Source organism: Amycolatopsis sp. NPDC041971, from assembly GCF_055588925.1.
The window spans coordinates 83,806-107,727 of sequence record NZ_JBVJCE010000018.1 but is presented as its reverse complement, the minus strand read 5'-3'; the positions used below and the strand labels follow the sequence as shown (position 1 = coordinate 107,727).

General features: G+C 68.7%; 25 protein-coding genes. 10 read left to right on the top strand and 15 right to left on the bottom strand.

Translation table 11 applies throughout. The annotated features are described in order from the left end of the window. Nucleotides 1-191: 191 nt before the first annotated feature. Nucleotides 192-1,448, top strand: coding sequence for an HNH endonuclease signature motif containing protein (locus ACZ6DT_RS30720; RefSeq protein WP_465601937.1), 1,257 nt, complete (start codon nucleotides 192-194; stop codon nucleotides 1,446-1,448). 329 nt (nucleotides 1,449-1,777) lie between these two features. Here the strand turns inward: ACZ6DT_RS30720 and ACZ6DT_RS30715 are convergent, their stop codons facing one another. Next, complete coding sequence (locus ACZ6DT_RS30715) at nucleotides 1,778-1,948, bottom strand: hypothetical protein (protein WP_465601936.1); 171 nt, start codon at nucleotides 1,946-1,948, stop codon at nucleotides 1,778-1,780. A 219-nt stretch (nucleotides 1,949-2,167) separates the two neighbouring features. Here ACZ6DT_RS30715 and ACZ6DT_RS30710 point away from each other — a divergent pair, with 219 nt between their 5' ends. Further along, nucleotides 2,168-2,689, top strand: coding sequence for a GNAT family N-acetyltransferase (locus ACZ6DT_RS30710; RefSeq protein ID WP_465601934.1), 522 nt, complete (start codon nucleotides 2,168-2,170; stop codon nucleotides 2,687-2,689). Here the strand turns inward: ACZ6DT_RS30710 and ACZ6DT_RS30705 are convergent, their stop codons facing one another. Both ACZ6DT_RS30705 and ACZ6DT_RS30700 read right to left on the bottom strand, forming a co-directional pair. Then, nucleotides 2,690-3,115 carry an acyl-CoA thioesterase gene (locus tag ACZ6DT_RS30705; protein WP_465601932.1) on the bottom strand — a complete coding sequence of 142 codons (426 nt, stop codon included), beginning with the start codon at nucleotides 3,113-3,115 and terminating at the stop codon, nucleotides 2,690-2,692. A 28-nt stretch (nucleotides 3,116-3,143) separates the two neighbouring features. After that, on the bottom strand, nucleotides 3,144-3,920 hold the full coding sequence (locus tag ACZ6DT_RS30700; protein WP_465601930.1) for a helix-turn-helix domain-containing protein: 777 nt from the start codon (nucleotides 3,918-3,920) through the stop codon (nucleotides 3,144-3,146). A gap of 67 nt (nucleotides 3,921-3,987) precedes the next feature. Here ACZ6DT_RS30700 and ACZ6DT_RS30695 point away from each other — a divergent pair, with 67 nt between their 5' ends. Further along, a complete protein-coding gene (locus tag ACZ6DT_RS30695; protein WP_465601928.1) occupies nucleotides 3,988-4,698 on the top strand; it encodes a hypothetical protein in 711 nt (236 codons plus the stop codon). Nucleotides 4,699-4,812: 114 nt separating this feature from the next. Here the strand turns inward: ACZ6DT_RS30695 and ACZ6DT_RS30690 are convergent, their stop codons facing one another. The 5 genes from ACZ6DT_RS30690 to ACZ6DT_RS30670 all read right to left on the bottom strand — a co-directional run bounded on the left by ACZ6DT_RS30690 (nucleotide 4,813) and on the right by ACZ6DT_RS30670 (nucleotide 9,113). Then, nucleotides 4,813-5,187 (bottom strand): DUF427 domain-containing protein, encoded by a 375-nt coding sequence (locus ACZ6DT_RS30690; RefSeq protein ID WP_465601927.1) that lies wholly within the window; start codon nucleotides 5,185-5,187, stop codon nucleotides 4,813-4,815. 140 nt (nucleotides 5,188-5,327) lie between these two features. Next, nucleotides 5,328-6,497 carry a class I SAM-dependent methyltransferase gene (locus tag ACZ6DT_RS30685; protein WP_465601925.1) on the bottom strand — a complete coding sequence of 390 codons (1,170 nt, stop codon included), beginning with the start codon at nucleotides 6,495-6,497 and terminating at the stop codon, nucleotides 5,328-5,330. Then, nucleotides 6,498-7,460, bottom strand: a complete 963-nt coding sequence (locus ACZ6DT_RS30680) for a methyltransferase domain-containing protein (RefSeq protein WP_465601924.1) — start codon at nucleotides 7,458-7,460, stop codon at nucleotides 6,498-6,500. A 5-nt stretch (nucleotides 7,461-7,465) separates the two neighbouring features. Further along, nucleotides 7,466-8,245 (bottom strand): enoyl-CoA hydratase/isomerase family protein, encoded by a 780-nt coding sequence (locus ACZ6DT_RS30675; RefSeq protein WP_465601922.1) that lies wholly within the window; start codon nucleotides 8,243-8,245, stop codon nucleotides 7,466-7,468. 55 nt (nucleotides 8,246-8,300) lie between these two features. Continuing rightward, nucleotides 8,301-9,113, bottom strand: coding sequence for an ABC transporter ATP-binding protein (locus tag ACZ6DT_RS30670; RefSeq protein ID WP_465601921.1), 813 nt, complete (start codon nucleotides 9,111-9,113; stop codon nucleotides 8,301-8,303). Between the two features lie 321 nt (nucleotides 9,114-9,434). Between ACZ6DT_RS30670 and ACZ6DT_RS30665 the strand changes: the two genes are divergently transcribed. Both ACZ6DT_RS30665 and ACZ6DT_RS30660 read left to right on the top strand, forming a co-directional pair. After that, nucleotides 9,435-9,983 carry a cysteine dioxygenase gene (locus ACZ6DT_RS30665; RefSeq protein WP_465601919.1) on the top strand — a complete coding sequence of 183 codons (549 nt, stop codon included), beginning with the start codon at nucleotides 9,435-9,437 and terminating at the stop codon, nucleotides 9,981-9,983. Next, nucleotides 9,980-10,375: a rhodanese-like domain-containing protein gene (locus tag ACZ6DT_RS30660; protein WP_465601918.1), complete on the top strand. Its 396-nt coding sequence runs from the start codon at nucleotides 9,980-9,982 to the stop codon at nucleotides 10,373-10,375. The genes ACZ6DT_RS30665 and ACZ6DT_RS30660 overlap by 4 nt, the downstream gene beginning before the upstream one ends. Before the next feature lie 4 nt (nucleotides 10,376-10,379). Here ACZ6DT_RS30660 and ACZ6DT_RS30655 read toward each other — a convergent pair whose 3' ends face one another. Beyond that, nucleotides 10,380-11,213: a hypothetical protein gene (locus ACZ6DT_RS30655; protein ID WP_465601917.1), complete on the bottom strand. Its 834-nt coding sequence runs from the start codon at nucleotides 11,211-11,213 to the stop codon at nucleotides 10,380-10,382. Nucleotides 11,214-11,317: 104 nt separating this feature from the next. Next, a complete protein-coding gene (glgP, locus tag ACZ6DT_RS30650) occupies nucleotides 11,318-13,858 on the bottom strand; it encodes an alpha-glucan family phosphorylase (RefSeq protein ID WP_465601915.1) in 2,541 nt (846 codons plus the stop codon). A gap of 138 nt (nucleotides 13,859-13,996) precedes the next feature. On the opposite strand from glgP, the gene ACZ6DT_RS30645 reads away from it, so the two are divergent. Beyond that, the gene (locus ACZ6DT_RS30645) at nucleotides 13,997-15,466 is read left to right on the top strand and encodes a neutral zinc metallopeptidase (RefSeq protein WP_465601913.1); all 1,470 of its coding nucleotides are present in this window, start codon (nucleotides 13,997-13,999) and stop codon (nucleotides 15,464-15,466) included. A gap of 153 nt (nucleotides 15,467-15,619) precedes the next feature. Here ACZ6DT_RS30645 and ACZ6DT_RS30640 read toward each other — a convergent pair whose 3' ends face one another. After that, nucleotides 15,620-16,591: a tetratricopeptide repeat protein gene (locus tag ACZ6DT_RS30640; protein ID WP_465601912.1), complete on the bottom strand. Its 972-nt coding sequence runs from the start codon at nucleotides 16,589-16,591 to the stop codon at nucleotides 15,620-15,622. Nucleotides 16,592-16,721: 130 nt separating this feature from the next. Between ACZ6DT_RS30640 and ACZ6DT_RS30635 the strand changes: the two genes are divergently transcribed. Further along, nucleotides 16,722-17,105, top strand: a complete 384-nt coding sequence (locus ACZ6DT_RS30635) for a hypothetical protein (protein ID WP_465601910.1) — start codon at nucleotides 16,722-16,724, stop codon at nucleotides 17,103-17,105. Nucleotide 17,106: 1 nt separating this feature from the next. Here ACZ6DT_RS30635 and ACZ6DT_RS30630 read toward each other — a convergent pair whose 3' ends face one another. Next, nucleotides 17,107-17,406: a thiamine-binding protein gene (locus tag ACZ6DT_RS30630; protein WP_465601908.1), complete on the bottom strand. Its 300-nt coding sequence runs from the start codon at nucleotides 17,404-17,406 to the stop codon at nucleotides 17,107-17,109. Between the two features lie 87 nt (nucleotides 17,407-17,493). On the opposite strand from ACZ6DT_RS30630, the gene ACZ6DT_RS30625 reads away from it, so the two are divergent. After that, nucleotides 17,494-17,994, top strand: coding sequence for a MarR family winged helix-turn-helix transcriptional regulator (locus tag ACZ6DT_RS30625; protein WP_465601906.1), 501 nt, complete (start codon nucleotides 17,494-17,496; stop codon nucleotides 17,992-17,994). A 74-nt stretch (nucleotides 17,995-18,068) separates the two neighbouring features. Here the strand turns inward: ACZ6DT_RS30625 and ACZ6DT_RS30620 are convergent, their stop codons facing one another. Next, entirely contained in the window at nucleotides 18,069-18,434 is a 366-nt protein-coding gene (locus tag ACZ6DT_RS30620; protein ID WP_465601905.1) for a DUF3817 domain-containing protein, read from the bottom strand. A 185-nt stretch (nucleotides 18,435-18,619) separates the two neighbouring features. Then, complete coding sequence (locus ACZ6DT_RS30615; RefSeq protein WP_465601904.1) at nucleotides 18,620-21,022, bottom strand: GH92 family glycosyl hydrolase; 2,403 nt, start codon at nucleotides 21,020-21,022, stop codon at nucleotides 18,620-18,622. 268 nt (nucleotides 21,023-21,290) lie between these two features. On the opposite strand from ACZ6DT_RS30615, the gene ACZ6DT_RS30610 reads away from it, so the two are divergent. Both ACZ6DT_RS30610 and ACZ6DT_RS30605 read left to right on the top strand, forming a co-directional pair. After that, entirely contained in the window at nucleotides 21,291-22,277 is a 987-nt protein-coding gene (locus ACZ6DT_RS30610) for a LacI family DNA-binding transcriptional regulator (protein ID WP_465602073.1), read from the top strand. Further along, complete coding sequence (locus tag ACZ6DT_RS30605) at nucleotides 22,274-23,329, top strand: class I mannose-6-phosphate isomerase (protein ID WP_465601902.1); 1,056 nt, start codon at nucleotides 22,274-22,276, stop codon at nucleotides 23,327-23,329. The genes ACZ6DT_RS30610 and ACZ6DT_RS30605 overlap by 4 nt, the downstream gene beginning before the upstream one ends. A gap of 101 nt (nucleotides 23,330-23,430) precedes the next feature. On the opposite strand, the gene ACZ6DT_RS30600 is transcribed toward ACZ6DT_RS30605, so the two are convergent. Continuing rightward, entirely contained in the window at nucleotides 23,431-23,910 is a 480-nt protein-coding gene (locus ACZ6DT_RS30600) for a hypothetical protein (RefSeq protein WP_465601900.1), read from the bottom strand. Nucleotides 23,911-23,922: the final 12 nt, after the last annotated feature.

Genomic DNA, 23,922 nt, shown 5'->3' with positions numbered 1-23,922 from the left:
GGGTCTGGCTCTCGCGCACCGGCCTTACTCGCCTTCGCTCCCTTCGCACCTTCGCTTCGCGCCCTTCGCACCTTCGCGCCCTTCGTGTCTCGGAATGCATTCACCGCTTTCTCTGCACGCGCATTTAGAATTCTTTACCCTCTAGGCCGTTCGGGCTAGCACACCTGTTCGATTTGGAGTAGTGTGGGGCTGTGGCCAGCGATGATGCATCCCCGGAGACGTCCACCGAGTGGTGGCGCGTTGATACCGCGACGCTGCACGCTCGCAAACAGGAACTCGAGATTCAGAAGCGTCGGATCGATGCGGAGCAGAATGCTATTTTGGCGGAAATCAATTCCCGTGGGGTGCGCGGATGTTCTGGTCATTCGACGTTGGCGGCGTTGATTTTCGAGGATTTTCGTGTGACGGACAAGGAAGCCAGTGCCCGTGCCGACCGCGTGCTGGCCCTGCATCCCGGCCCATCTTTCGGCGGTGACCCCGAGCCACCCCTGGCACCGTTGACCGCTCTGGCTGCCGCGGAGGGCGCGATCGGGGGTTCGCAGATCGACGCCATCATCCGCACCCTCGCGCGAATCCCGTCCACCGTGCCGGAAGAGGACGTACGGAACGGGGAGAAGATCCTCGTCGACTTGGCTCGGCATGCGGGGCCGCGGCAGATCACCCGGGCTGGGCGCCGCCTGCTGGACAAGCTGGATCCGGACGGGAAAGAACCCCGTAACGAGGACCCGGAGGACACCCGTCCGGAGATGCGGTTCATCAAACACCGCGACGGCACCCTCGGCTTGAAAGCCACCCTGGACCTGGAAACCTACGCCCGCCTGAAATCCGACCTGGATCCGATGGCCAAGCCGCACAAAGCCATCGACGGCGTCCGGGACTCCCGCACTCAAGATGAACGCTATGGGGATGCCTTCACCGATTATGTGCGGTTGAAGACCACCAGCCGCAATCTCCCCGGTCAGGCGGGCGAGGCCACCCACATTCTGGTCACCATGTCCTACGACGACCTCATGCGCGACATCGGCGAAGCACATCTGGACCTGGCAGGGCCGATCAGTGCGACCGACGCCCGGATCCTCGCCTGCGACGCCCGCGTGCGACCCGGTGTCCTCGGTACCGCAGGCGAACCGCTGGATATCGGCCGATCGAAACGAACTGTGTCGCTGGCGCAGAAGTATGCGCTGACCATCCGAGATGGTGGCTGCGCGTTTCCGGGCTGCGACATGCCCATGCCGCGCTGTACGGCACACCACATCGTTTTTTGGCGACACCACGGCGAAACGAAGATCGACAACCTCGTGCTGCTGTGCACCAAGCACCACCGGCTCATCCACCACAGCCAATGGAAAGTCCAGATCGCCCAAGACGGCTTGCCGGAATTCACCGCACCCGCCTACCTCGACCCCACCGGAACACCGAGACGCAACACCATGCACTTGAGGATTTAGACCGACCGTCCAGCAGGTTGCCAACACCGCACTGCTCATCGGTGAGATGAGCTCCCTACCTACACAACCCCTAGGACCTAAGGACACCGTGCCGCTCCCCATGTGGCGCTCAACCCTGCGCGCCCACGGTGCCCCCAACTACGGTGCTCCCAATGTGGCATTGGGGCCAGTCAACGTCTCCAATGCCACATGGGGAGCATCCCACCCCGCCGGGTATAGGCCTGCCGTAACGGAAACGCGTGCCATCCCACGAGCCAGCGGGCCATAATTACCTTACCCTTCAAGACAAGTCTTGCTCGTCTCTCCACAAACGACTTCCCCAAAAGAGATCAAGCCACCTCGTCCAGCATCATCCGAATCACGTACCGGGCGTTGCGCTCCATCGCCGCGTTGGTCGTTCGGTAGTACGGCAGCGCGATCAGCGCCTGCGAAAGCGTCCATCCGCGGCCGCGATTCCAGGGATGGGCGTGGGGAGCCGGGGCGCGGTGCGGGGCAGCCACTCCTGCTCCAGCGCCACATCTTTCGCGCCGCCCGCTGTCAGGGGCAACCGTACGACCATATCGTCGCCCAACCGGAACACGGCGTTGACCGTGCCACCGGACGGCCACCGTGCGATCGTCTGCCCGTCCCACCCAGGGACCTGTGCCGCGATCAGCTTCCGGACGAGGTTCTCGTCGACCACGGCGGACATCCAACCACGGCCGGGGCATCATCGAGCCATGCCGATCATCACCGGTCCCGAGCCACTCACGCCGAGCACCACCATCCGTCCTGTCCGCTCGGGTGAGGAGGACGCCGTACTCGACCTTCTGGCCGAGGCCGCCGCCTGGCTGACGGGACGCGGAATCCATCAGTGGCCGCCGCGGTTCCCGCGCGAATCGGTTCGTGACCAGATCCAAGCGGGCGAGGCGCTGCTGGTCATCGGTCTCGGCAAACCGATCGCGACCTGCGTGGTGACCGAGGCGGAGCCGGAACTCTGGGGCGAGACCACGGAACCGGCCTACTACGCGGGCCGCCTCGCGGTCGCGCGGGAAGCGGCCGGAGCCGGGCTCGGGATCCGGATCATCGACTGGGTCGGCGAGAAGGCGGCGGCACGGGGCAAAGCGTTCGTCCGGGTGGCGACCACGAGGGACAACCCGGCCTTGCGCGGGCTCTACGAGCGCGCGGGCTTCCAGCACGTGGCAGATCCACCCTCGGCGAAGTGGCCCACCAGCCTCTACGAAAAGCGGGCGGTCACCTGATCACGGCAGGCCGAGGATTTCCGGCCGCACCGCGTATTTGCGCCAATGCCGTCCGGGATCGGGGACCAGCCGCCGTTGTTCGAGATCCAGCAGTCCGGAGAGGCTTTCCACCTCCGCCACCACGGCGCCGTCCGGCGCCACGAATTCCTGGACGACCCGTGACACCTTGCCCGGCTCCCAGCTGAACCGGGTCAGGACGTCGATCCGCGCGCGGGCGCGAAGCTCGCGGCGGAACCGGATCGTCGTTTCGAGGTTGACCGGGCCGAGATTCGCGGCCTTGAGCGCCAACGGGTCCACGCCGGCCGCCCAAACGCATTCCCAGCGCGCGTGATCGGCGTACGCGAGGTAAGCGGGGCCGCGGACGTGCCCGTTGACGTCGAGGTCGTCCGTGCGGATGTCGATGGTGACGCGGAAAGGTTCGAGCACTACCCGATCTTCGCCTCGGGGGGCCGCCTCAGTCTGGAACGTTTCGGCCAGCCCAGGATCGCACCAGCGCGCCGGGCGAAACACCGGACAGCCGACGGCACTCCCGCCCGAGATGGGACTGATCCGCGTAACCCACCTCGGCGGCGACGTCGGCAAGTGACGAGCCGCCGCGCACGACGGCCTCGAGCCGGGTGAGGAACCGATGGAACCGCAGCACCCGCTGCAACTCCTTCGGGCCGACGCCGACGTCGTGCCGCACATGCCGCCGAAGCCCGCGCTCGCTCACGCCCAGCTCCGCCGCCACCTTGTCGGCGCGAGCACCGGGCGCACGCAACGCGCGGGCGGCCGCGATGGACAGCCCGCACGGCTCGACGTCCCCGAGCCTGTCGGTGACCAGCGCTTCCAGTACCGGCCGCGCCTCGCCGGGTGTCCCGCACTCGGCCAGCCTGGATTCCGCGCGGCGGGCACTCGCGGGCCACAGGTCGCGCAACGGGGTGGCGCCCGCTGCCAGCTCCGTCATCGGCAGGCCCAGCACGCCGCCGCCGACACCGCATCTCAGGCGGAGCCCGACGGTCCAGTCCGCCGACGGCAGCTCGTGCCGCAGCACTCCACGCACGGTGGTGACCGCGTCGAGCCTTCGCCCGTCCCAGACGAGGTCCACGCAACCGTCCGGGAACACCCTCAGCGGACGGCTCCAGCCCACCACCCCCGTCCAGACGCTCTCGACCACGCCGGTCAAGGCTTCGACCGGCGTGCTTTCGCGGTACACCGAACGGCCCGAACGGCGACGCAACGGAACACCCACGTCCGGCAGTATGCCCCCGCCCACCGACAAGATGCGCCGCACCTGATCTTGCTGGAGACTTGCCGCCGTGCTGCGACCGGTACTCGACCCGTCCCCCGCCGACTGGATCTTTCCCAGGCTCGACGGCGCGCCCGGCCGCGCGGTCCCGTGTGGCTACGCCGCCTACGCCCGGGTCTATCACCCCGCCGAACGTGACCGCGGCGGTTGGGCGAGCTGGAGCGAAGCCGCGGCCGAGACGGGACGGCGCGCTCATGGCGCCATGCAGTGGCACGCGCTGGTCGGCTCCCCGGATCCGGTGAATCTCACCGGCTCGCTCTGGCGTGGCTCCGCACCAGGACGCGGCACCCTGCCTTCACACAGCCTCACCGCTCTGCTGGCCGTTCTCGGCGATCACACGTCCACTCCGGAAGCCTGGTTCTGCCTTTGGGACGGCTACGGCTGGGCCGACGAGGCGACGCTGGCGCGCGAGCACCTCGACGCGCCGCGCCTGCGGCATCCGGGCCGGGACTACCTGATGTTCAGCGGGCCGCTGACGTCGGCGACGGAACTCGGCTGGCGGCCCCGGCCGAACTGGTTCGAGGCGCAGTCCCCCAACCTGTTCTGGCCGGACGACCGCGCATGGTGCGTGGCCACCGAGGTCGACTCCGATTCGACCCTCGTCGCGGGTGCGGAGGCACTGGTCGACGCCCTGGTCAAGGCGCCGGGGCTGGAGGTCTGGCGGATCGAATCCGACACCTCTCTCGCGGTCGACGGGGACCGGATCAACCAGCTCCCGTGAAGGCCCTCAGCGTCAAGCCTTCCGTCCGGAAGAACCCGCCTCGCGCGCTACGAAAGGTCCTTTCCTGGCAAGTTTCGCAAAGGAAAGGACCTTTCAAAGCACACCGGGGTGGGTTCAGCGCTCTTCGATCGCGTCCACCTTCGACGGGTAGAACGCCACGTGGTCCTTGATCTCGGCGACCGCGTCGTGCGGCGCCTCGTAGGTCCAGACGGCGTTCTCGGCGACGCCGTCGCCGGTGCGGATGCTGTAGTACGCCGCGTCCCCCTTGAACGGGCAGTACGTCGAGTGTTCCGTCCGCTCCAGCACGCCGAAGTCGACGTCGGCACGCGGGAGGTACTGCGCGGGCGGGTAGTTCGCTTCCCGCAGCGTGAGCGCGTTCGCGCTGTCCGCCACGACCTTCCCGCCGACCGTGACGACCACGCGCGCCTTGTTCGGCGCCACCGTGATCGGGTGGTCCGCGCTCGGCTTCAACACCTTCTTGTCAGGCATGGATCAGCTCCCTCGGGGGTTTTCCGATACCGGGAACAGCAACGTCGCACGCGCGGATATTCCCTCAGGGCAGGTAGCAGACCGGGTTCGGCAGTTTGACCTGGCCGATGTCGACGGGCCCCGGCTCGTGGAAGTGCGCCTCACGTCAGCTGTGCGCGGCAGAGGAACGCCACTCCGGAACGACCGATTCTGGTCAGCACCAGAGTCGCTTCTTCACTACCGCGAGGCTTCAGCTTGCGCCGCAACGCATCCGGGTCTATGTCGAGACCGCGGATAAGGATCTCCAATCGACCGATATCGTGTTTTTTCAGCAATACACGCAGATTCTTCTCACTGTACGGTCCGTGCTCGAACACCCGGAACGCCCGGATTCCCGGCGGTGGGACGTCACCGGTCAGGTAGGCGATGCGTTCGTCGAGTTGCCACAGGCCGTGCCGCGCCGCGTAATGCCGAACGAGCCCGGCCCGGACGACGGCACCGTCGGGGTCGATGATCCATTCGCCCGGAGCACGTGAGGGAATCTCGTCGGGATCGGCGCCGGTGACCGTCCACTGTGGACCGTCCGAACGCAACACCGTCGCCCGGCGCGACACCGTCGAGCCCACGCCGCGCCACAGGCAGGCCTCACGGACCTGACCGTCCAAAGACACCAGTTCGACTTCGTCCGCCCACGGCGCGATGGAGAAATCGAGACCCGGCGCGCATTTCACCGAAAGCTCGCGACCGGCGTACGACTCGGCCAGGCCGTCCAGCGGCGGAAGGAAATCCGCGGGCTTCCACGCCCGGCGGCCGGCGGAATCGCGGCGGGCGGGATCGGCGACGACGACCGAGTCACGACTGACCGGCCGCAGGGCGTCGGCACGTACCAGAACAGGCGAAACCCCGGCCTCGAGAGCGTTGTGCCGCGCCATCGCCAGCCGGACCTCGTCCAGATCCGAGCCCAGTGCCCGGGAGGCGACACGGGCGATCTCGATCAGGTCCGCCCCGACGGAGCACGTCACGTCGTGGACGTCGCGACCGGCCAGCCGTGAAGCACGGTGCCGGGCGACCAACGTGGCGCTGGCCTGCTGGAGGGCGTCACCGGTGAACAGCCACGAGCCCGCAGAGTCCAGTTTGGACGACGACTTCCGCCGCAGCACCACCGTCTCCAGTACCGCGGCCGCGTGGTCCGGGGCGATCCGGCGCACGGCGGCGACGTCGGCGATGCGGGTCTTGTCGGTCAGCGGCAGGGACGAGCATTCGGCGAGCGCCGCGCTTCCCGCGCCGGAGCGCAGGAAGGCGACGTCGTCGGGGGTGAACTGGTACGGCACCTACGATCGCTTGGTACCGGTGATCATCACGTTGTAGAACAGGTCGCGCGGCAGCACCTTGGCGAACAGCTTCTTGTCCAAAGCGGACAGTCGCAACCAGAGCCGGTACGCGAACAGACGCCAGCGCAGGGTCAGCTTCTCCTGCGGCACGGCGGCTTCGAAGGTCCGGATCGGCCAGCCCGCCAGCGCGGCGGCGAACTCCTCGGTGACCGCGCGGACGTCCTGCGCGCCCGCGCCGCGGGCCATCGACTCTAGCTCGGACGGGTCGAAGGTGTGGATGTCGACCACGGCCTCCAACGCGGCCGCGCGGGAGGACTCGTCGAGTTCCTCCTGCGGGCGGCGCCAGCCGTTCAGCACCGGGAGCTTGGTCAGGTTGGTGGTGAGATACCACGTGAGCTGGCCGAGCTTGCGGGCGTAGAAGTCGCCGACCTTCGTCGGCTCGCCCGCGAAGACGAACCGCCCGCCCGGCTTCAGCACCCGCAGCACCTCGGTGAACGCCGCGCGGACGTCCGGGATGTGGTGCAGCACGGCGTGCCCGACGACGAGATCGAAACTGTTGTCCTCGTACGGGATCCGCTCCGCGTCGGCGACCCTGCCGTCGACGTCGAGGCCGAGGTTCTCGGCGTTGCGCAGCGCGACCTGGACCATGCCCGGCGAGAGGTCGGTGACCGACCCCTTCTTGATCACGCCGCCCTGCATCAGGTTCAGCAGGAAGAAACCGGTGCCACTGCCCAGTTCCATCGCGGTCGGGTACGGCTGGCCGTCTTCACCGGCGACCGCTTGGAACACGTCGGTCGCGTAGGAGATGCAGCGCTCGTCGTAGGAGATGGACCACTTCTCGTCGTAGGTCCCGGCTTCCCAGTCGTGGTACAGCACGTTGGCGAGCTTGGGGTCGTCGAAGGCGGCCTTGACCTCTTCGGCGGTGGCGTGCGGATTCGGCGCCGGATCGTTCACCTGGGTCATCGTGCTTACTTCCCCTCGAAAGTGGCCTTGCCAGGGCCGTTTTCGATGAACGACTTCATGCCGTTGCGCTGGTCTTCGGTCGCCCAGAGCGCGGCGAAGAGGTGGGATTCGAGCTTGAGACCGTTCGCGAGGTCGGTGTCGAGACCGCCGTCGATCGCGGCCTTCGCGGCGCGCAGCGCCACTGCCGGACCGTTCGCGAACTGCGAGGCCCACTTGTGCGCGGCGGCGTAGACGTCGTCCGGCGCGACGACCTCGTCGAGGATGCCCAGCGCGAGGGCCTCCTCGGCCTTCACGAAGCGGCCGGTGAACACGAGGTCCTTGGTCTTGCTCGGGCCGATCAGCCGCGCCAGGCGCTGTGTGCCGCCGGCGCCGGGGATGATGCCGAGCTGGATCTCCGGCTGGCCGACCTTGACGTTGTCGCCGGCGATCCGGCGGTCGGCGGTCAGCGCGAGTTCGAGCCCGCCGCCCAGCGCGTAGCCGGTGATGGCCGCCACGACCGGCTTCGGGATGTTCGCGATGGTGGCCAGCGACGCCGTCAGCGCCGCGCCGAACTTCGCGATCTCCGGGTAGGTGCGCTCGGCCATCTCCTTGATGTCCGCGCCACCCGCGAAGGTCTTCTCACCACCGTAAAGGATCACGGCGCGCACGTCGTCGCGCTCGGAGGCCGCACGGGCCGCTTCGGCCAGCTCGGCCTGCACCTGGTTGTTCAGCGCGTTGACCGGCGGGCGGTCCAGCCGGATCGTGCCGACCCCGCCTTCGACCTCGAGACTTACGAACTCTCCCACGCCGTCCTCCTTAACCGTCCAAGACAGATTGCAGGCTACCGGTCAGTATGACCCGTCAGCGGCGACGGGCGAAGAAGCGATCACCGGACCGTTCGAGCAACAGCTCCTGATCGAACGTCTTGGACAGGTTGTCGCTGGTCACGACGTCGTCCACGAGACCGGAGGCGACCGCGCGGCCGTCGCGCAGCAGCAACGCGTGGGTGAATCCCGGCGGGATTTCCTCCACGTGATGGGTGACGAGGACCATGGCCGGGGCCTCGGGGTCGAGGGCCAGCTCCGAAAGGCGCGCGACGAGGTCCTCGCGGCCGCCGAGGTCGAGTCCGGCGGCGGGCTCGTCGAGCAGCAGCATTTCCGGATCGGTCATCAGTGAACGGGCGATCAGCGTCCGCTTGCGCTCGCCCTCCGACAGCGTCCCGAAGGTGCGCTCGGCCAGGTGCGCGATGCCGAGGGCGCCCAAGAGCTCCAGGGCGCGGTCGGTGTCGAGGCTGTCGTATTCCTCACGCCAGCGGCCGACGACGGCGTAACCGGCGCTCACCACGACGTCGACGACGCGCTCCTCACCCGGCACACGCTGCGCGATCGCGGCCGAGGTGAACCCGATCCGCGGGCGCAGCTCGAAGATGTTGACCTTGCCGATGCGCTCGCCGAGCAGGTCGACCGTTCCCGAGGTCGGGTGAAGTTCGGCCGCGGCCAGCCGGAGCAGGGTGGTCTTGCCCGCGCCGTTCGGGCCGAGCACCACCCAGCGTTCGTCCAGTTCCACGGTCCAGTCGAGGTCGGCGACGAGGTCGTTGCCTGTTCGGCGGACCCCGACACCGGTCATCCTCACCACGAGGTCGTCAAGTTCGCTGGGCTGGATCGGCTCGCTCACGCGCCCATTGTGTCCGCACACGCGCGCGCGTGTGCACCGGGCCGCCGGTCGGGAGAAAGCGGCTGGTCCAGAAAGTGGGACGAAGCGACCTGGGCAGGACACTGTGGCACCATCGACGGCGTGATCGAGTCCGTGTCCGCCGCCTTCCCCGTCATCGGGGGCTCTTTCTGGCGCCGCCGGGCCATCGACCTGCTCCTCGTCGCTTCGTGCGGGTGTACCGCCGCGCGACACGGCTGAGTCCCCGCTCTTCCGACGGCACCTCCGTGTCGCGCCGCGTTCGGCCCTGCTTCCGCGCCCGCGAACCTCACGAGGAGCTTCACCGTGACCACGTCCATCACTCCCGACCAGGACTTCGAGATCCACCCGCGGCTGATCGACCCGCTGCTGCCGGAGCTGCTGCACCCCGAGCGCCTGCTCTGGACGCCCCGCGAACTGGCCGAGCTGACCTCCACGGTCACCACCGAGCTGACTTCGGGCCTGCGCGGCCTGCTGCGGTTCGACCCCGGCCGGCGCTGGTGGGCACGGCTCGCGCTGACCGACGGCGTCGAACTGTGGCTGCTGTCCTGGCTGCCCGGCCAGCAGACCAAACCGCACGACCACGGCGGCGCGTCCGGCTCGTTCACCGTGCTTCAGGGCGAGATCGGCGAGGAGTACCGCTATCCCGGCGGCCCGATCCGGCGCCGTACCCACGTCGCGGGCGAGGGCATCGGCTTCGGCGCGGGTCGCGCGCACCAGGTGACCGGCATCGGCTCCGAACCCGCCGCGAGCGTCCACGCCTACTCGCCTCCGCTGGTCGCGACCCGCGAATACGGCACGCTCGCCGAAGTTCCCGCCGAGATCCCCTCGCTCGCCCCGATACTGGGTCCATGAGTGCTATCGACGCGCTGCTGGCGGCCGCCCGGTCCGGAGTGGACCGGGCGGAACCCGAGCAGGCATTGCGGCTGCAACGGGACGGCGCCCTGATCGTGGACATCCGCCCGCACGTCAACCGGGTCGAAGAGGGCGAGATCCCGGACTCGGTGGTCGTCGAGCGCATCCACCTCGAGTGGCGGCTCGCGCCGGACAGCGATTGGCGGCTGCCGCAGGTGAAACCGGACTCGACGGTGATCGTCGTATGCAACGAGGGGTACTCGTCGAGTCTGGCCGCCGCCGATCTGCGGCGGCTCGGCCTGCCGGGCGCCACCGACCTCGAAGGCGGGTTCCGCGCCTGGCGCTCGGCGGGTCTCCCGATCCGCGAAGGCGGCGGGCCGGCCGTCCCCTGACGCGCTACCGGCGGACCGCCAGCCGGGCGATCGAGTCCGGCGACAGCGGGAGCGCGGCGTGAATCCCGGCGGATCGCGTCGGCCTGGGGTTGACCAGCACCCCGGTCGCCACGTCACGGCCGGCGGCCGCGAGCACGACATCGCGGCCGGTCCGGTGCCGGATCCGCGACCAGCCCGCGCCGGTGACCGCGCGGTACTCGGCCAGCAGGCGCTCGTCGGTGAAGACGCAGAACCAGTCGCCGTGCGCGCCGAGGCGGGCCGGGACCGGGGCACCCGCCTCGTCCGCCGGGCCGCACACCGTCCCGTCGAGGAACATCCGCAGGACCGAGGGGACGGGATCGCGCGGACCGCCGTCGATCTGCTCCCGTTCCGGACGGACGTTCCCGGCGATCCACCGCGAAGCGAGCCGGAAGTCTTCGCCGGTGAGGTCTTCCTGGAACCCGTCCAGGCTGTTCTTGACACTCCCCAGGAAGTCGTAGAACCGCCGGGTGCAGGTCCGCTCGGAAACCGCCACCCGGCCGCTGCCGACCATGGTCCTGATCCGGCCGACCATGCCCGCCCCGCCGTCGACCGGATCCACGCCGAGGTTGTAGGCGGTCCAGACGATCTCGGGCATGAGCGGATCGGCGAACCGTTCGAGAACGCGGTTCAGCCGCAGAAGGACGATCTCGCGCACCCTGCCGGGCTCGGCGTCCTCGGCGATGCCCCAGATCTCCCGCAGTTCCGGGCCCAGCGCCCGGCCCAGCCCGTCCTGCCGGATCCCGGCGCGGGCATGGATGTGGTGCAGCCGGTCCTTTGCCCTGCGCGACGTTCTCGTTTCCTTAGCCGAAGCCACCATTCCTCCGCCATTCAGGATCGGCCCGGCAAAGTGTATTTCACCTGGCCGTTCCGTATTGTTCGGCGGAAAACGAGAATCGGCGGCTTCTTTTGTTCGGTACCGGCCTAAGCGTGGACGACCCTGGCCAGTTCCGCCGGGGTGGCCAGCAGACGGTGTTTCGGCAGCACGCGAACGGTATAGCCGATCGAGCCAGGATGCGGCAGTTTCAACCGCGCCGCGAACGCGCCGATCCCGTCGTCCGACATCGGGACGGTGACGGGGTCGCTCAGTTCGTCCCCGTCGCCCACCTTCCCGACGACGGCCTGGACGTCCACTTCGGACGGTTCGAGACCGGCGAGGTCGATCCGGGCCCGGATGGTCACCTCGGTCCCGGTGACCATCGGCGCGGCGTCCTCGACGAGCAGTTCGGTGTCGAAGATCCGCACCCGCGGCCACGAGACCTCCAGTTTGGTCCGGTAGTCCGCCAGCGACAACGCGCCGCGATAGCCGTCGTCCGTGGCCTCCGCGACCATCCGCGAGGCGGGCAGATACCCCGATTCGACGTACTCCCGCACCATCCGTGAAGCCTGCACGCGCGGCCCGAGGGTCTCCAGCGTGTGCCACACCATCGACAGCCAGCCGCCGGGCACACCACCCGCGTCACGGTCGTAGAACAGCGGCGCGATCTGATGGCCAAGCAGGTCGTAGAGCGCCGCGGCCTCCAGTTCGTCGCGGCGCAGCGGATCGGTGACGCCGTCCGCGGTCGGGATCGCCCAGCCGTTGCTGCCGTCGTAGCATTCGTCCCACCAGCCGTCGCGGATGGACAGGTTGAGGCCGCCGTTGAGCGCGGACTTCATCCCCGAGGTCCCGCACGCCTCCAGCTGCCGCACCGGCGTGTTCAGCCAGACGTCGCAGCCGCGATAGAGGTAGCGCGCCATGGACATGTCGTAATCCGGCAGGAAGACGATCCGGCGCCGGACCTCGGGATCGTCGACGAACCGGACGATCTGCTGGATCAGCTGCTTGCCGCCGTCGTCGGCCGGATGCGATTTGCCCGCGACGACGAGCTGGATCGGGCGCCGCTCGTCCAGCAGCAGCGCGCGCAGGCGCTCCGGGTCGCGCAGCATCAGCGTCAGCCGTTTGTACGTCGGCACGCGGCGCGCGAAGCCGACGGTCAGCACGTCCGGGTCGAACACCGTGTCGGTCCACCCGAGTTCGAGCGCGGACGCGCCACGCTGCATCCACGCGGCCCGCACCCGGCGCCGCACCTCGGCGACCAGCTTCTCGCGCAGCTCACGCCGCAGCGCCCACAGCTGCTCGTCGCTGACGCCGTCCCGCAGGGGCTTGCCAGGGACACCGTCGAGGCCCAGCTCCTCGTGGTTGCGTCCGAGCAACGCGCTCAGCTCACGCGCGACCCAGGTCGGCCCGTGGACACCGTTGGTGACCGAGGAGACGGGCACCTCGTCGAAGTCGAACCCGGGCCACAGCCGGGAGAACATCCGCCGCGACACCCGGCCGTGCAGCGCCGAGACGCCGTTCGCGCGCTGCGCGAGCCGCAGTCCCATATGCGCCATGTTGAACAGGCCGGGGTTGTCCTCCGCGCCGAGCGCGAGGACACGGCGCGGGTCGACGTCCGGGACCAGCCTGCCGTCGGTGAAGTACCGCTGCACGAGGTCGACGGGGAAGCGGTCGATCCCGGCGCTGACCGGGGTGTGCGTGGTGAACACGGTGCCGGCGCGGACGGCGGGCAGCGCCTCGTCGAACGCCAGCCCGTCGGCCTGGATGATCTCGCGGGCGCGTTCCAGCCCGAGGAATCCGGCGTGGCCTTCGTTGGTGTGGAACACCTTCGGCTGCGGATGCCCGGTCAGCTCGCAGTACCGCCGCACGGCGCGGAAGCCGCCGATCCCGGCCAGGATCTCCTGCCGGATGCGATGGTCGGCGTCGCCGCCGTACAGCCGGTCGGTGACCGCGCGCAGGTCCTCGTCGTTGGCCTCGGTGTCGGTGTCCAGCAGCAGCAGCGGGATCCGGCCGACGCGGGCCTTCCAGATCTGCGCGTGCAGCGTGCGCCCGGCCGGCATCGCGACGTCGACCAGCACCGGCTCGCCGCCGTCGGTCAGCAGCTCCAGCGGGAAGGCGTTGGGGTCGATGACCGGGTAGTGCTCGACCTGCCAGCCGTCGAGCGACAGCGCCTGCCGGAAGTAGCCAGCCCGGTAGAGCAGCCCGACGCCGACCATCGGCACGCCAAGGTCCGACGCCGCCTTGAGATGGTCACCGGCGAGCACGCCGAGACCGCCGGAGTAGTTCGGCAACGCCTCGGTGACGCCGAACTCCATCGAGAAGTACGCGACGGCGGGCGGGAGGTCGGCGTCGTCCTGCTTCTGGTACCAGCGCGGCTCAGCGAGGTAACGGTCCAGATCGGCGACCGCCTCGCGCGCGTGAGCGAGGAAGGCGTCGTCGACGGCGAGCTCGTCGAGCCGGGCCGGTGGCAGGGCGGTGAGCATCCGCAGCGGATCGCGGACGCGGTTGAACAGCTCCGCGTCCATCGACGCGAACAGGTCGCGCGTGGGCGGATGCCAGGTCCAGCGCAGATTCGTGGCGAGGTCACCGAGGCCGGAGAGCGACTCCGGCAGGCTCGCGCGGACGGTGAACCGGCGGACTGCTCTCATGAGGAGCGACCATATCGCCACGGTCCCCGCCCCGCTCAAGACCCACTTCGGGGATTACCTGCACGCGGGCCATAAGCGCTGGGTAGGGTCCCTGCTTGCCGGAGTACGCGGCCCGGTCGGGGCCCTGACGACAAGCGAGTGAACATGATCCAAGGGGGAGCGCGGGGCATCCGTCGCCCGGCTCTGATCGCGGTCGTGACGGTGCTGGCCCTCGGGCTGAGCGCCTGCGGCGACAAGGGAAGCTCGACCGGCCAGCAGGGCAGCCAGCCGGGCGCCGGTGACATCGCGGGCCTGCCGGTCACGCATTTCGAGAGCGGTCTGAAGCCGGGCGCGCCCAAGCCGGATCTGCAGGTCCGCAACGAGGACGGCTCCGAGGACGATCAGCTCGCCATCGCCGCGATCGCCGACGCGCAGGCCTACTGGACCGAGGTCATGCCGCGCGACTTCGGTCAGCCGTACGAGCCGCTGAAGTCACTGCTGTCCTACAGCGCGAAGACCGACGACGAAGAGACCGAATGCGGCAGCGTCAAGAAGCTCGTCAACGCGTTCTACTGCCCGCCGGGTGACCTGGTGGCGTGGGACCGCGGCGTGCTGCTGCCCATGCTGCGCGAACGGTTCGGGAAGATGGCGGGCGCCGTCGTGCTCGCGCACGAACTCGGGCACGCCGTGCAGTACCGGCTGGCCGAAAAGGCCAACATCAAGAAGAACACCCCGTCGATCGTCAAGGAGCAGCAGGCCGACTGCTTCGCCGGCGGCTACTTCCGCTGGGTCGCCGAGGACAAGAGCAAGTTCTATCGCGTCTCCACGTCCGAAGGCCTCAACCAGGTCATGGCGTCGCTGTTCCTGATCCGCGACCAGGCGGGCACCAGCGCGACCAAACAGGGCGCGCACGGCACGGCGTTCGACCGCACGTACGCGTTCCAGGTCGGGTTCGAGAAGGGCCCGAAGGAATGCGCGCAGATGAACGAGGAGAACATCAAGGCCCGGATCACCGAGCGCCCGTTCGACAAGGGTGACAAGGGCAAGGGCGACGAGAAGCTCGACATGAAGATCATCGGGATCCTGAAGAAGAGCCTCGACGACGCCTTCAAGGGCGCCGGTGTCCCGGGCCCGGAGATCACCGAGGACGGCAACGGCAGCTGCCCCGGCGGCCCCAGCACCCCGCCCGCGTCGTACTGCCCGTCGAACAACACCGTCAGCATCGACCTGGCCAAGCTGCGCGAACTCGCCCAGCCGGTCGACCAGCAGGCGGAGTGGGAAAGCGGGCACAGCGAGGGCAAGGGCGACTTCGCCGCGTTCTCGGAAATCGCGTCCCGGTACGCGATGGGCATCCAGAAGGGTGTCGGCGCGTCGATCGACAACGCGAACGCGGGACTGCGCACCGCCTGCCTGGTCGGCGCGTGGGCGAAGGCCAGCTCGGTACCCGGCGCGACGCTGCGGCTTTCCGCCGGTGACCTCGACGAGGCCATCTCGGATCTGCTGAGCCCGGAGAGCCTGGTCTCCGCCGACGTCAACGGCAAGCGCGTGGACAACGGTTTCGAGCGGGTCGAGGCGCTGCGGAAGGGCTACCTGGAGAGCTCCTCGGTCTGCTCGACCCAGTACGGCTGATCGGTCCGGTCCCGCCTCAGCGTGCGGGGGGGGGGGGGGGGGGGGGGGGGGGGGGGGGGGGGGGGGGGGGGGGGGGGGGGTTTTTTGCTCCCCCCCCCCCCCCCCCCCCCCCCCCCCCCCCCCCCCCCCCCCGACCCCCTGAGCTCGGAAACCTCAGTACAGAGCGCTCGCCAGGTCCCGCCGCGCCTTCATGACGCGCTCGTCCGCCGAGTCGAAGAGGTCGAACAGCGCCACGAGGTGTTCCCGCACCTTGTTGCGCTCGTCGCCCGCGGTACGCCGCACGACGGCGATCAGCCGCGCGAAGCCCGCCTCGGGCTGCTGCCCCGCGACTTCGAGGTCGGCGGCGGCGAGCTGCGCGTCGAGGTCGGCCGGGTTCGCGTCGGCCTTCGCGATCGCGTCCGGGCCAGCGGCCTCGGCACGGGCGGTGAACTTGACCTGCGCGAGCGCGGTCTTGGCCTCCTCGTTCGACGGCTCGACGTCGAGGATGCGCTCGTAGGCCGCCTGAGCCCCCGCGAAGTCACCGCGTTCGAAGGCCTCCTCGGCCTCGGTGAACCGCGGGTCCTCCGGCACCTCGACACCGCCGCCGTTCTCCTCGGCGGCCTTGATGCCGGGGAGCCGGTCGCGCAGCGCGTCGAGCAGCGAACCGAGCCACTTGCGGATCTCGGGTTCGGGCAGTGCGCCCGAGAACGCGTCGACCGGCTGGCCGCCGCCGATGGCGATGACCGTCGGGATCGACTGCGCGCCGAAGAGCTGCGCGATGCGCGGGTTCGCGTCGACGTCCACCTTCGCGAGCACCCAGGCGCCGCCGGAATCGGCGGCGAGGCGTTCCAGCACGGGGCTGAGCTGTTTGCACGGCCCGCACCATTCGGCCCACAGGTCGACGACCACCAGCTGCCGCATGGATCGTTCGACGACCTCGGACTGGAAGGTCGCTTCGGTGACGTCGATCACGGCGCCACCCGAGGTGGTGCCGCCGGGCGCGGCGTCGTCTGCCGGGCGCGGCGGGGCAGGGGGCTGTTTCTGCGGCGCTTCGGCACGCGCCTTGAGCGCGGAAAGGTCGACCGCGCCGGAAAGCGCGGCGGAGAGGGCCGCCGTCTTCGATGCTGATCCGCGTGGGTGTGTCACGGTTCCATCCTGGCACGCATCCCCGAGCGTTTCACCGCATGCCCCCGGCTGCCCGCTTGGCAGGACGGTTTCGTTCCGGCAGGCTCGCCACGAGGGGGTGATCGACATTCCGACACGCAGGACGACCACGGTGGCCGTCGCGATCGCCGGTGCCATCGTCTGGGTGAGCGTCATCACGGTACTGATCGCCCATCGACCCGACCCCGGCGTCGGCAGCCCGGGGCAACTCCGGGAGGGCCTCACCGCCGCACTCAACGAGCACGACGTCGAGGCCCTCTCCGAACTCATCGACTACCCGCCGGCGTCGGCGGGCGACTTCGCCAAGTCCTATATCGACGCGCTGGCGGGGCGCGGCGCCCACGACGTCACGGTGAAGTTCGCACCGGACGATCTGAAGCCGACTTCGGCGACCGTCAGCGGGAAACTGGCCGACGGCAGCGCGTTCGGCTACCCGGTGGCCATCGCGGTCAAGGACGAGCTGTGGCTGGTGTCCTTCACCCCGCCGCTCCCCTGACCTACTCGCTCAGGTGCTTCTCGACGCGTTCCACCTTCGCGGTCAGCTGGCCTTCGTAACCCGGCCGGATGTCGGCCTTGAGCACCAGCCCGACCCGTGACGAGCCCTCACCAGCGGCCTCGACAGCGCGTTTGACGACGTCCATGACCTGATCCCAGCCGCCTTCCACATTGGTGAACATGGCGTTGGTGGAATGGGGCAGGCCGGACTCGCGCACCACTTTCACCGCGCGGGCGACGGCCTCGCTGACACCGCCGTCTTCCTCGGTCGCGGACGGGCTGACACTGAAGGCCACGATCATCTTCTGCTCCTTGTTCAGACGCTTTTCCCACGCATAACACCCGGTCGTGCGGCGTGGCACGGGTACCCGCTGGTAACTTCGACCGCCATGAGCCGTCCGTTGCCGTTCGACCCGATCGCCCGTGCGGCGCAGCTGTGGGAAGCCCGTATCGGGCCGTCCGAAACCATGGCCGCGGTGACCGGGATCATGCGCGTGCAACAGATCATCCAGTCCGCAGTGGACGGCGCGCTCAAACCGCACGGGCTGACCTTCGCCCGATACGAGGCGCTGGTCCTGCTGACCTTCGCCCGCGCCTCCCACCTGCCGATGCGCGTGATGGGTGAGCGACTCCAGCTGCATCCGACGAGCGTCACCAACATCGTCGACAGGCTCGAGAAGGACGGGCTGGTCAAACGCGTGCCGCATCCGACCGACCGCCGGACCACGCTGGTCGAAATCACCGACGAAGGACGCTCACGGCGCGAAGAGGCCACGAAGGCGGTCATCGAGATCGACTTCGGGCTGATCGGGCTCACCGGCAAGCAGACCGAGCAGCTGACCGACCTGCTCACCAAGGTCCGCAAGGCCACCGGCGACTTCACCGAATAACCCGGAAGTACGTGAAGGCCCCCTTCATTGCGCTAGACGCAATGAAGGGGGCCTTCACGTACCCCTGCCGAAGATCAGGCGGCGGCGGTTTCCGGGGTCCTGGCGTACAGGCCGACACCGCCGTGCGACAGCCGCTGCGGGCCGTCGAGCTTGCCGTTGCGCAGCGCCCAGGATTCGAACAGCCAGGTGAACAGCGGCGGGATGCTGGAAAGCAGCGCGAGGATCAGGGTCTTCGGGCGCCAGCCGAGCGGCTTCGCCACGGACAGGGAGACCAGCACGTAGAGGACGAACACGACACCGTGCACCATGCCGAGGACGGGAACGCCGCCCTCGCCGAGGTTGACGGCGTACTTGAGGAACATCCCGACCAGCAGCCCGGCCCAGGAAAGGGCTTCGGCTACCGCGGCCACGCGGAATACTAGAGCGGCCTTGCTGGACACTTTCTCCTCCTCATGCGTCTCACCGCTATGTGTGTACATGACTACGTCCGACGAGCACTGTCCAAGGCGGACTGCCAAGAACGTCAACAGCGCTGTCGGACGTGGTCATACCAGTGTGAGGCGTGACGGCCCTCACCGGAACACCGGGGGCCGTGACACTCCTCACGACCCTGGCACGAACCGGTCTAAGACCCGGCGCAGGGTGATTTCGGCGCCCCTTCGGGACCGGTCCCCCACGTCGCCTTCGACGGGGCAGCGCTGTCAAAATCCGCGAGCTTGAAGTCCAAAGTGGTCCCTCGCGTCAACTGTTCCAACCCGACATACGCCCGCTGCGAGCCGGTTCCCAGTCCTTGGACGTACTGGAGCTTCGACGCGTCGGCGCCGCGGGCCTTGATCGTGATGTCACGGCCGTTCTCCAGATGCACCACGGACTTCTCGAACCGCGGCGCGTTGAGCACGAACTGGCCGGTGCCCGGCACCGCCGGATACAGGCCCAGCGCGCTGAAGACGTACCACGCGGACATGGTCCCGAGGTCGTCGTTCCCGGTGACACCGTTCGGCGCGTTGGTGAACAACGTGTGCGCGGCGCGCACCACGGCCGAGGTCTTCCACGGCTGGCCGGTCAGCGTGTACATCCAGGGCGAGTGGAGATCGGGCTCGTTGTTCGGGTTGTAGCGGAACTGGTTGTAGTAGTTGTACGGGCCGACGACCCATTCCTCGCGCACGGTCTTCGCCGGGTCCTCGACCAGATCCCCGTAGGCGAAGAAGTCGTCGAGCCGCTTGCCGACGTTCTCCTTCCCGCCCATGCGCTCGACCAGCCCGGGGACGTCCTGCTGGGTCAGCCACTGGTATTGCCACGACGTACCCTCGTGGAAGCCGTCCTGGCTCTGCGGGTCGAACGGCTTGCCCGCCGGGCTGAACCACTCGCCGCCTTCGAGCTTGGGCCGGTAGAAACCGGTGAAGCCGCGGTCGGTCACCGAAGAGTCCCACAGCGTGCGATAGCCGCGTCCCTTGTCCGCCAAGGCCTTCGCGTCGTCCTTCTTCCCGAGCCCGGCGGCCATGATGGACAGCGAGCAGTCCGCGAGCGCGTATTCCAACGTGGCCGAAGCGCCGTGGTTCGGGTCGGTGTCCTGCCCCTTCTTCGGGAAGTCCTTGTCGTACTGGACGAACCCGTCCTTTTGGTAACTCGCGTTCCCCGAGCGCCCCTGGAACGGCGAGGACGGGGGCGGGATCTCCCGCGAGTTCCGCAGAAGCGCCCGGTACGCCTTGAATTCCTGTCCGGACAACGCGCCGAAGCGCCACAGGTCTACCAGGAACGGGGTGACCGGATCACCGGTCATCGTGTTCGTCTCCTGGTTCGCGTACGCCCAGCGCGGCAACCAGCCACCCTGGTCGTGGATGGCGAGCACGGACTTCGCGACGTCTTTCGCCCGCGCCGGGCGAAGGAGAGCGAGCAGCTGGTTCTGCGTGCGATAGGTGTCCCACAACGAGAAGAACTCGTAGTAGGTCCAACCCAGCGCCCGGTGGATCTTGTCGTCGAAACCGCGGTAACGGCCGTCGGCGTCGTTGCCGGTCAGCGGCTGCAGCAGCGCGTGGTAGAGCGAGGTGTAGAACACCGTGCGGTCGTCCTTCGACGCGCCCTTGATGTCCACTGAGGACAGTTCCTTGCGCCAGGCACGCTGTGCGCCGTCGCGGACCGCTTCGAACGAGCGGCCCTTCTCGGCCGCCAGATTGAGCTGGGCGCCGAACGCGTCCACATGGGAGATCGCCGTCGTCGCGGTGACCTGTCCGCCGCCGAAAGTGAGCCAGGCACCGCGCAGGCCTTCACCGCCTGCGGACTCCTTCGAGCCCGGTGTGCCACCCGTCGGCGACCAAGTGCCAAAAGACTTGAACGGCTTGTCGAACGTCGTGGTGAACCAGGTCTTGTACGGTTTGCCGCCGCAGAACGCCTGCGACTCCGCCATTCCCTCGACCGTCCGGTCACCGACGACGCGGATCTGGCTCGCCGTCACGGGTTCCTTGTCGTTGGCCTGCCCGACGTTGACGAAAACGTTCGCGTCGCCCGATTTCGCGAAGGTGTACCGCTCGACACCGATCCGTGTGGTCGCGGTGGTCTCCGCGTCGACGCCGCCGTAGCCGGTGAGCCGCACCTTGTAGTAGCCGGGTTTCCCGACCTCGCCCTCGTGCGTGTACGGCGAGGCGTACCTCCGGTGGTCGAACGTCTCGGGTTTGTCCGTGTCGAACGCCGCGCCGGGTCCGACCGCGCCGGCGGTGGGCAGGGACGACACGAGGCCGCCCTGCTCCCAGCAGCCCGCGCCGGACAGGAAGAAATGCCCGAAACCGCGGATCGCGGTGTCGTCGTAGCGGTAACCGGCGTAATGCGACGAGATCGGGCTGACCTGGGTCATCCCGAAAGGCGCCGAGGCACCGGGGAAGGTGTTGCCGTCGTCCTTGGTACCGATGAAGGTGTTGACCGCGTCCACGGGGTCGCCACCGGGCGCCGCCGCCGCGACGGGCGTGAGCAGCCCAGTGGGGACGACAAGCGCGGTGAGCAACCCGGCGACGCGGGTCGAAGTGCGTGCAGGCATGAGAAAGGCCGCCTCCTGACAACGTTGTCGCTGTCTGCTCACCTTCGACAAGAACAGACCACTCGGTCAAGGGGTCCGACGAACCTGTCCGATTCCGGACAGCGGCCACCGGGGTTCGACTCGTAACGGTTCGACTTCGGAAAACCGGGGTGACGCGAATCGGGCATTGACATCATCGCTTCGCCGGCGTTCAATTCCGGCCACTATGACAACGTTGTCTTCCAGCGGCCCGGACAACGGCCACCGCACCACCGGCCGACGGGCCACGATGAGTGACGTGGCCCGCCTCGCGGGCGTGAGCATCAAGACCGTCTCGCGGGTGGTGAACGACGAGCCCGCCGTCCATCCGGACACCGCGGAGCGCGTCATGGCGGCGATCGAGCAGCTCGGATTCCGGCGCAACCTCGGCGCGCGGAACCTGCGGCGCGGCTCGACGACCGGGACGATCGGCCTGATCGTCGAAGACGTCGGAAATCCGTTCTACTCGGAGCTCAACCGGGCCGTCGAACGCATCGCGACCTCGTTCGGCCGCCAGGTGCTGACCGGTTCGTCGGAGGAGAACTCCGACCGCGAACGCGAACTGGTCCTGGAGTTCTGCTCCCGCCGGGTCGACGGCATCCTCGTGGTCCCGGCCGGGATGCAGCACGGCTACCTGGTCCCCGAGATGCGCGCCGGCACACCGGCGGTGTTCCTCGACCGGCCCGCCGGCGACATCGTGGCCGACACGGTGCTCGTCGACAACATCGGCGGCACCGTCGAAGCGGTCGCCCACCTGGCGAAACACGGTCACCGGCGGATCGCGTTCCTCGCCGACAGCCCGGACATCTTCACCGCGGGCGAACGGCTGCGCGGGTTCCGGGAGGGCTGTGTCCGCAACGGGATTTCCTACGACGAGAACCTCGTCGTGATGCGGACGCCGACCGCCGAGAGCGTCGGCGACGCCGTGCGACGGCTGCTCACCGGGCCGAATCCGGCCACCGCCGTGATCGCGGGCAACAACCGGGTCGCCGTGCACCTGCTGCGCGCGCTGGCGCACACCGAGCGGCGTCCCGCGATGATCAGCTTCGACGACTTCGAACTGGCGGATCTGCTGGATCCGCCGGTCTCCGTGATCGCGCACGACGTGAGCGCGCTGGGCCGGGCGGCCGCGGAACTGCTGTTCGCCCGGGTCCAGGGAGATCAATCCGCCCCGAGAAAGGTAGTTCTGCCCGTGCATCTCGTAGCCCGCGGTTCCGGGGAGGTCGCCCCTTCATGAGCGGCCACCTCGAACCGATCCGCCTGCCGGCGAACCAGCCGCCGCAGTTCTACCGCGGCGGTGACGCCATCGCCGCGTTGCGGGGCGCCCCCTCGGAGTCCAAATTCGGTCCCGAAGACTGGGTCGGCTCGGTCACCACGATGTTCGGCCAGGAGACCGACGGCCTGACCAAGCTGCCCGGTGGGGTCTGGCTGCGTGACGCCGTCCGCGAGAACCCGTCCGCCTGGCTCGGCGCGAAACACGTCGAGGCGCTCGGCGATTCGACCGGCCTGCTGGTGAAGCTGCTCGACGCGGGCCAGCGCCTGCCCGTGCACTTCCACCCGTCGGACTCGTTCGCGAAGCGGCACTTCGACTCGCACTTCGGCAAGACCGAAGCGTGGATCGTGGTCGGCACTTACGGCGACGACCCCCGCGTCTACCCCGGCTTCAAGGAGACCGTCGACAAAGCGACGGTCAACGAATGGGCCCGCACCCAGGACGCGCCCGCCATGCTCGACGCGCTGAACAGTGTCGCGGTCACCTCCGGCGACACCGTCTACATCCCGGCGGGCCTGCCGCACGCGATCGGCGAAGGCGTGTTCGTCGTCGAGCTCCAGCAACCGACCGACTTCTCGCTGACCCTCGAATGGCGGGACTTCCTGGCGAACCCGGAGAAGGCGCACCTCGGCATCGGGTTCGAGGCCGCCATCGAAACCCTGGACACCTCCGGCTGGGACGAAGAACGGCTCGGCTCGATCGTCAAGCGCACCGCGGGCGACGGCGCGTCCACTGTGGACCTTCTCGCCGACGGCAGTGACGCCTTCTTCCGTGCCGACCAGCTCCGTCCCGCTGTTTCCGGGAGGTCGACATCGTTGTCACTCGATCCATCGTTCGCAGTACTGGTCGTCATGGACGGTTCGGGAACGCTCCGCACCGAACACGGTGGCGAGTACGCACTGGCCAAGGGCGAGACCTACGTGGTCCCGTTCGACGTCGGTCAGTCCACTGTGGAGGGTTCCGTCACGGTCATTCGCTGCCGTCCGCCCGCACCCGAGAAGCGGGAGCGATCGTGAGCGAACTCCTGCTCGACGCATAGCACCGGTAAGCGCTATGAACGGACCGTTCCTTGCAAATTTCGCAAGGAACGGTCCGTTCCTAGCACCCCGGGGACCGTTCACTCCGCGAACTCGACCACCCCAGCAGGAGCGAAGCGCGTGAGAGCCGCATACAGCCTGGCGCCCCCACCCAGGTGACCCAGCGCGTACACGTACTCGCCGTCTTCCAGCAGCAGCTCCGGACCGGTACCGGCCCACGACAGCCGGTAATGCCACCAGTGCGTCCACCGCCCTACCCGCCGCTTCTCCCGCCACACCCGCAGCCGCCGCACCTCGGTCCACCCGACGGCGAACCGACCCGCCACCTCGAAGCCCGAGGCCGAAATCGTCAGCGAGCCTGCCGAGCGCCGCAGAGCGAGCAGGATCAGCCCCGCGAAACCCACGCTGACCAGGCTAAACACCACCCCGGAAACCGAGCGTGAGAACAGCGAAACGACGACGGCCACCACTCCGCCCCCGCCGAACACCGCGAACCCTGCCCACGCGAGCCGGCGCATCACGACATCCAGCCGGAGCACAACGGCATCCCCAGTGACCATGCCCGGAGCGTA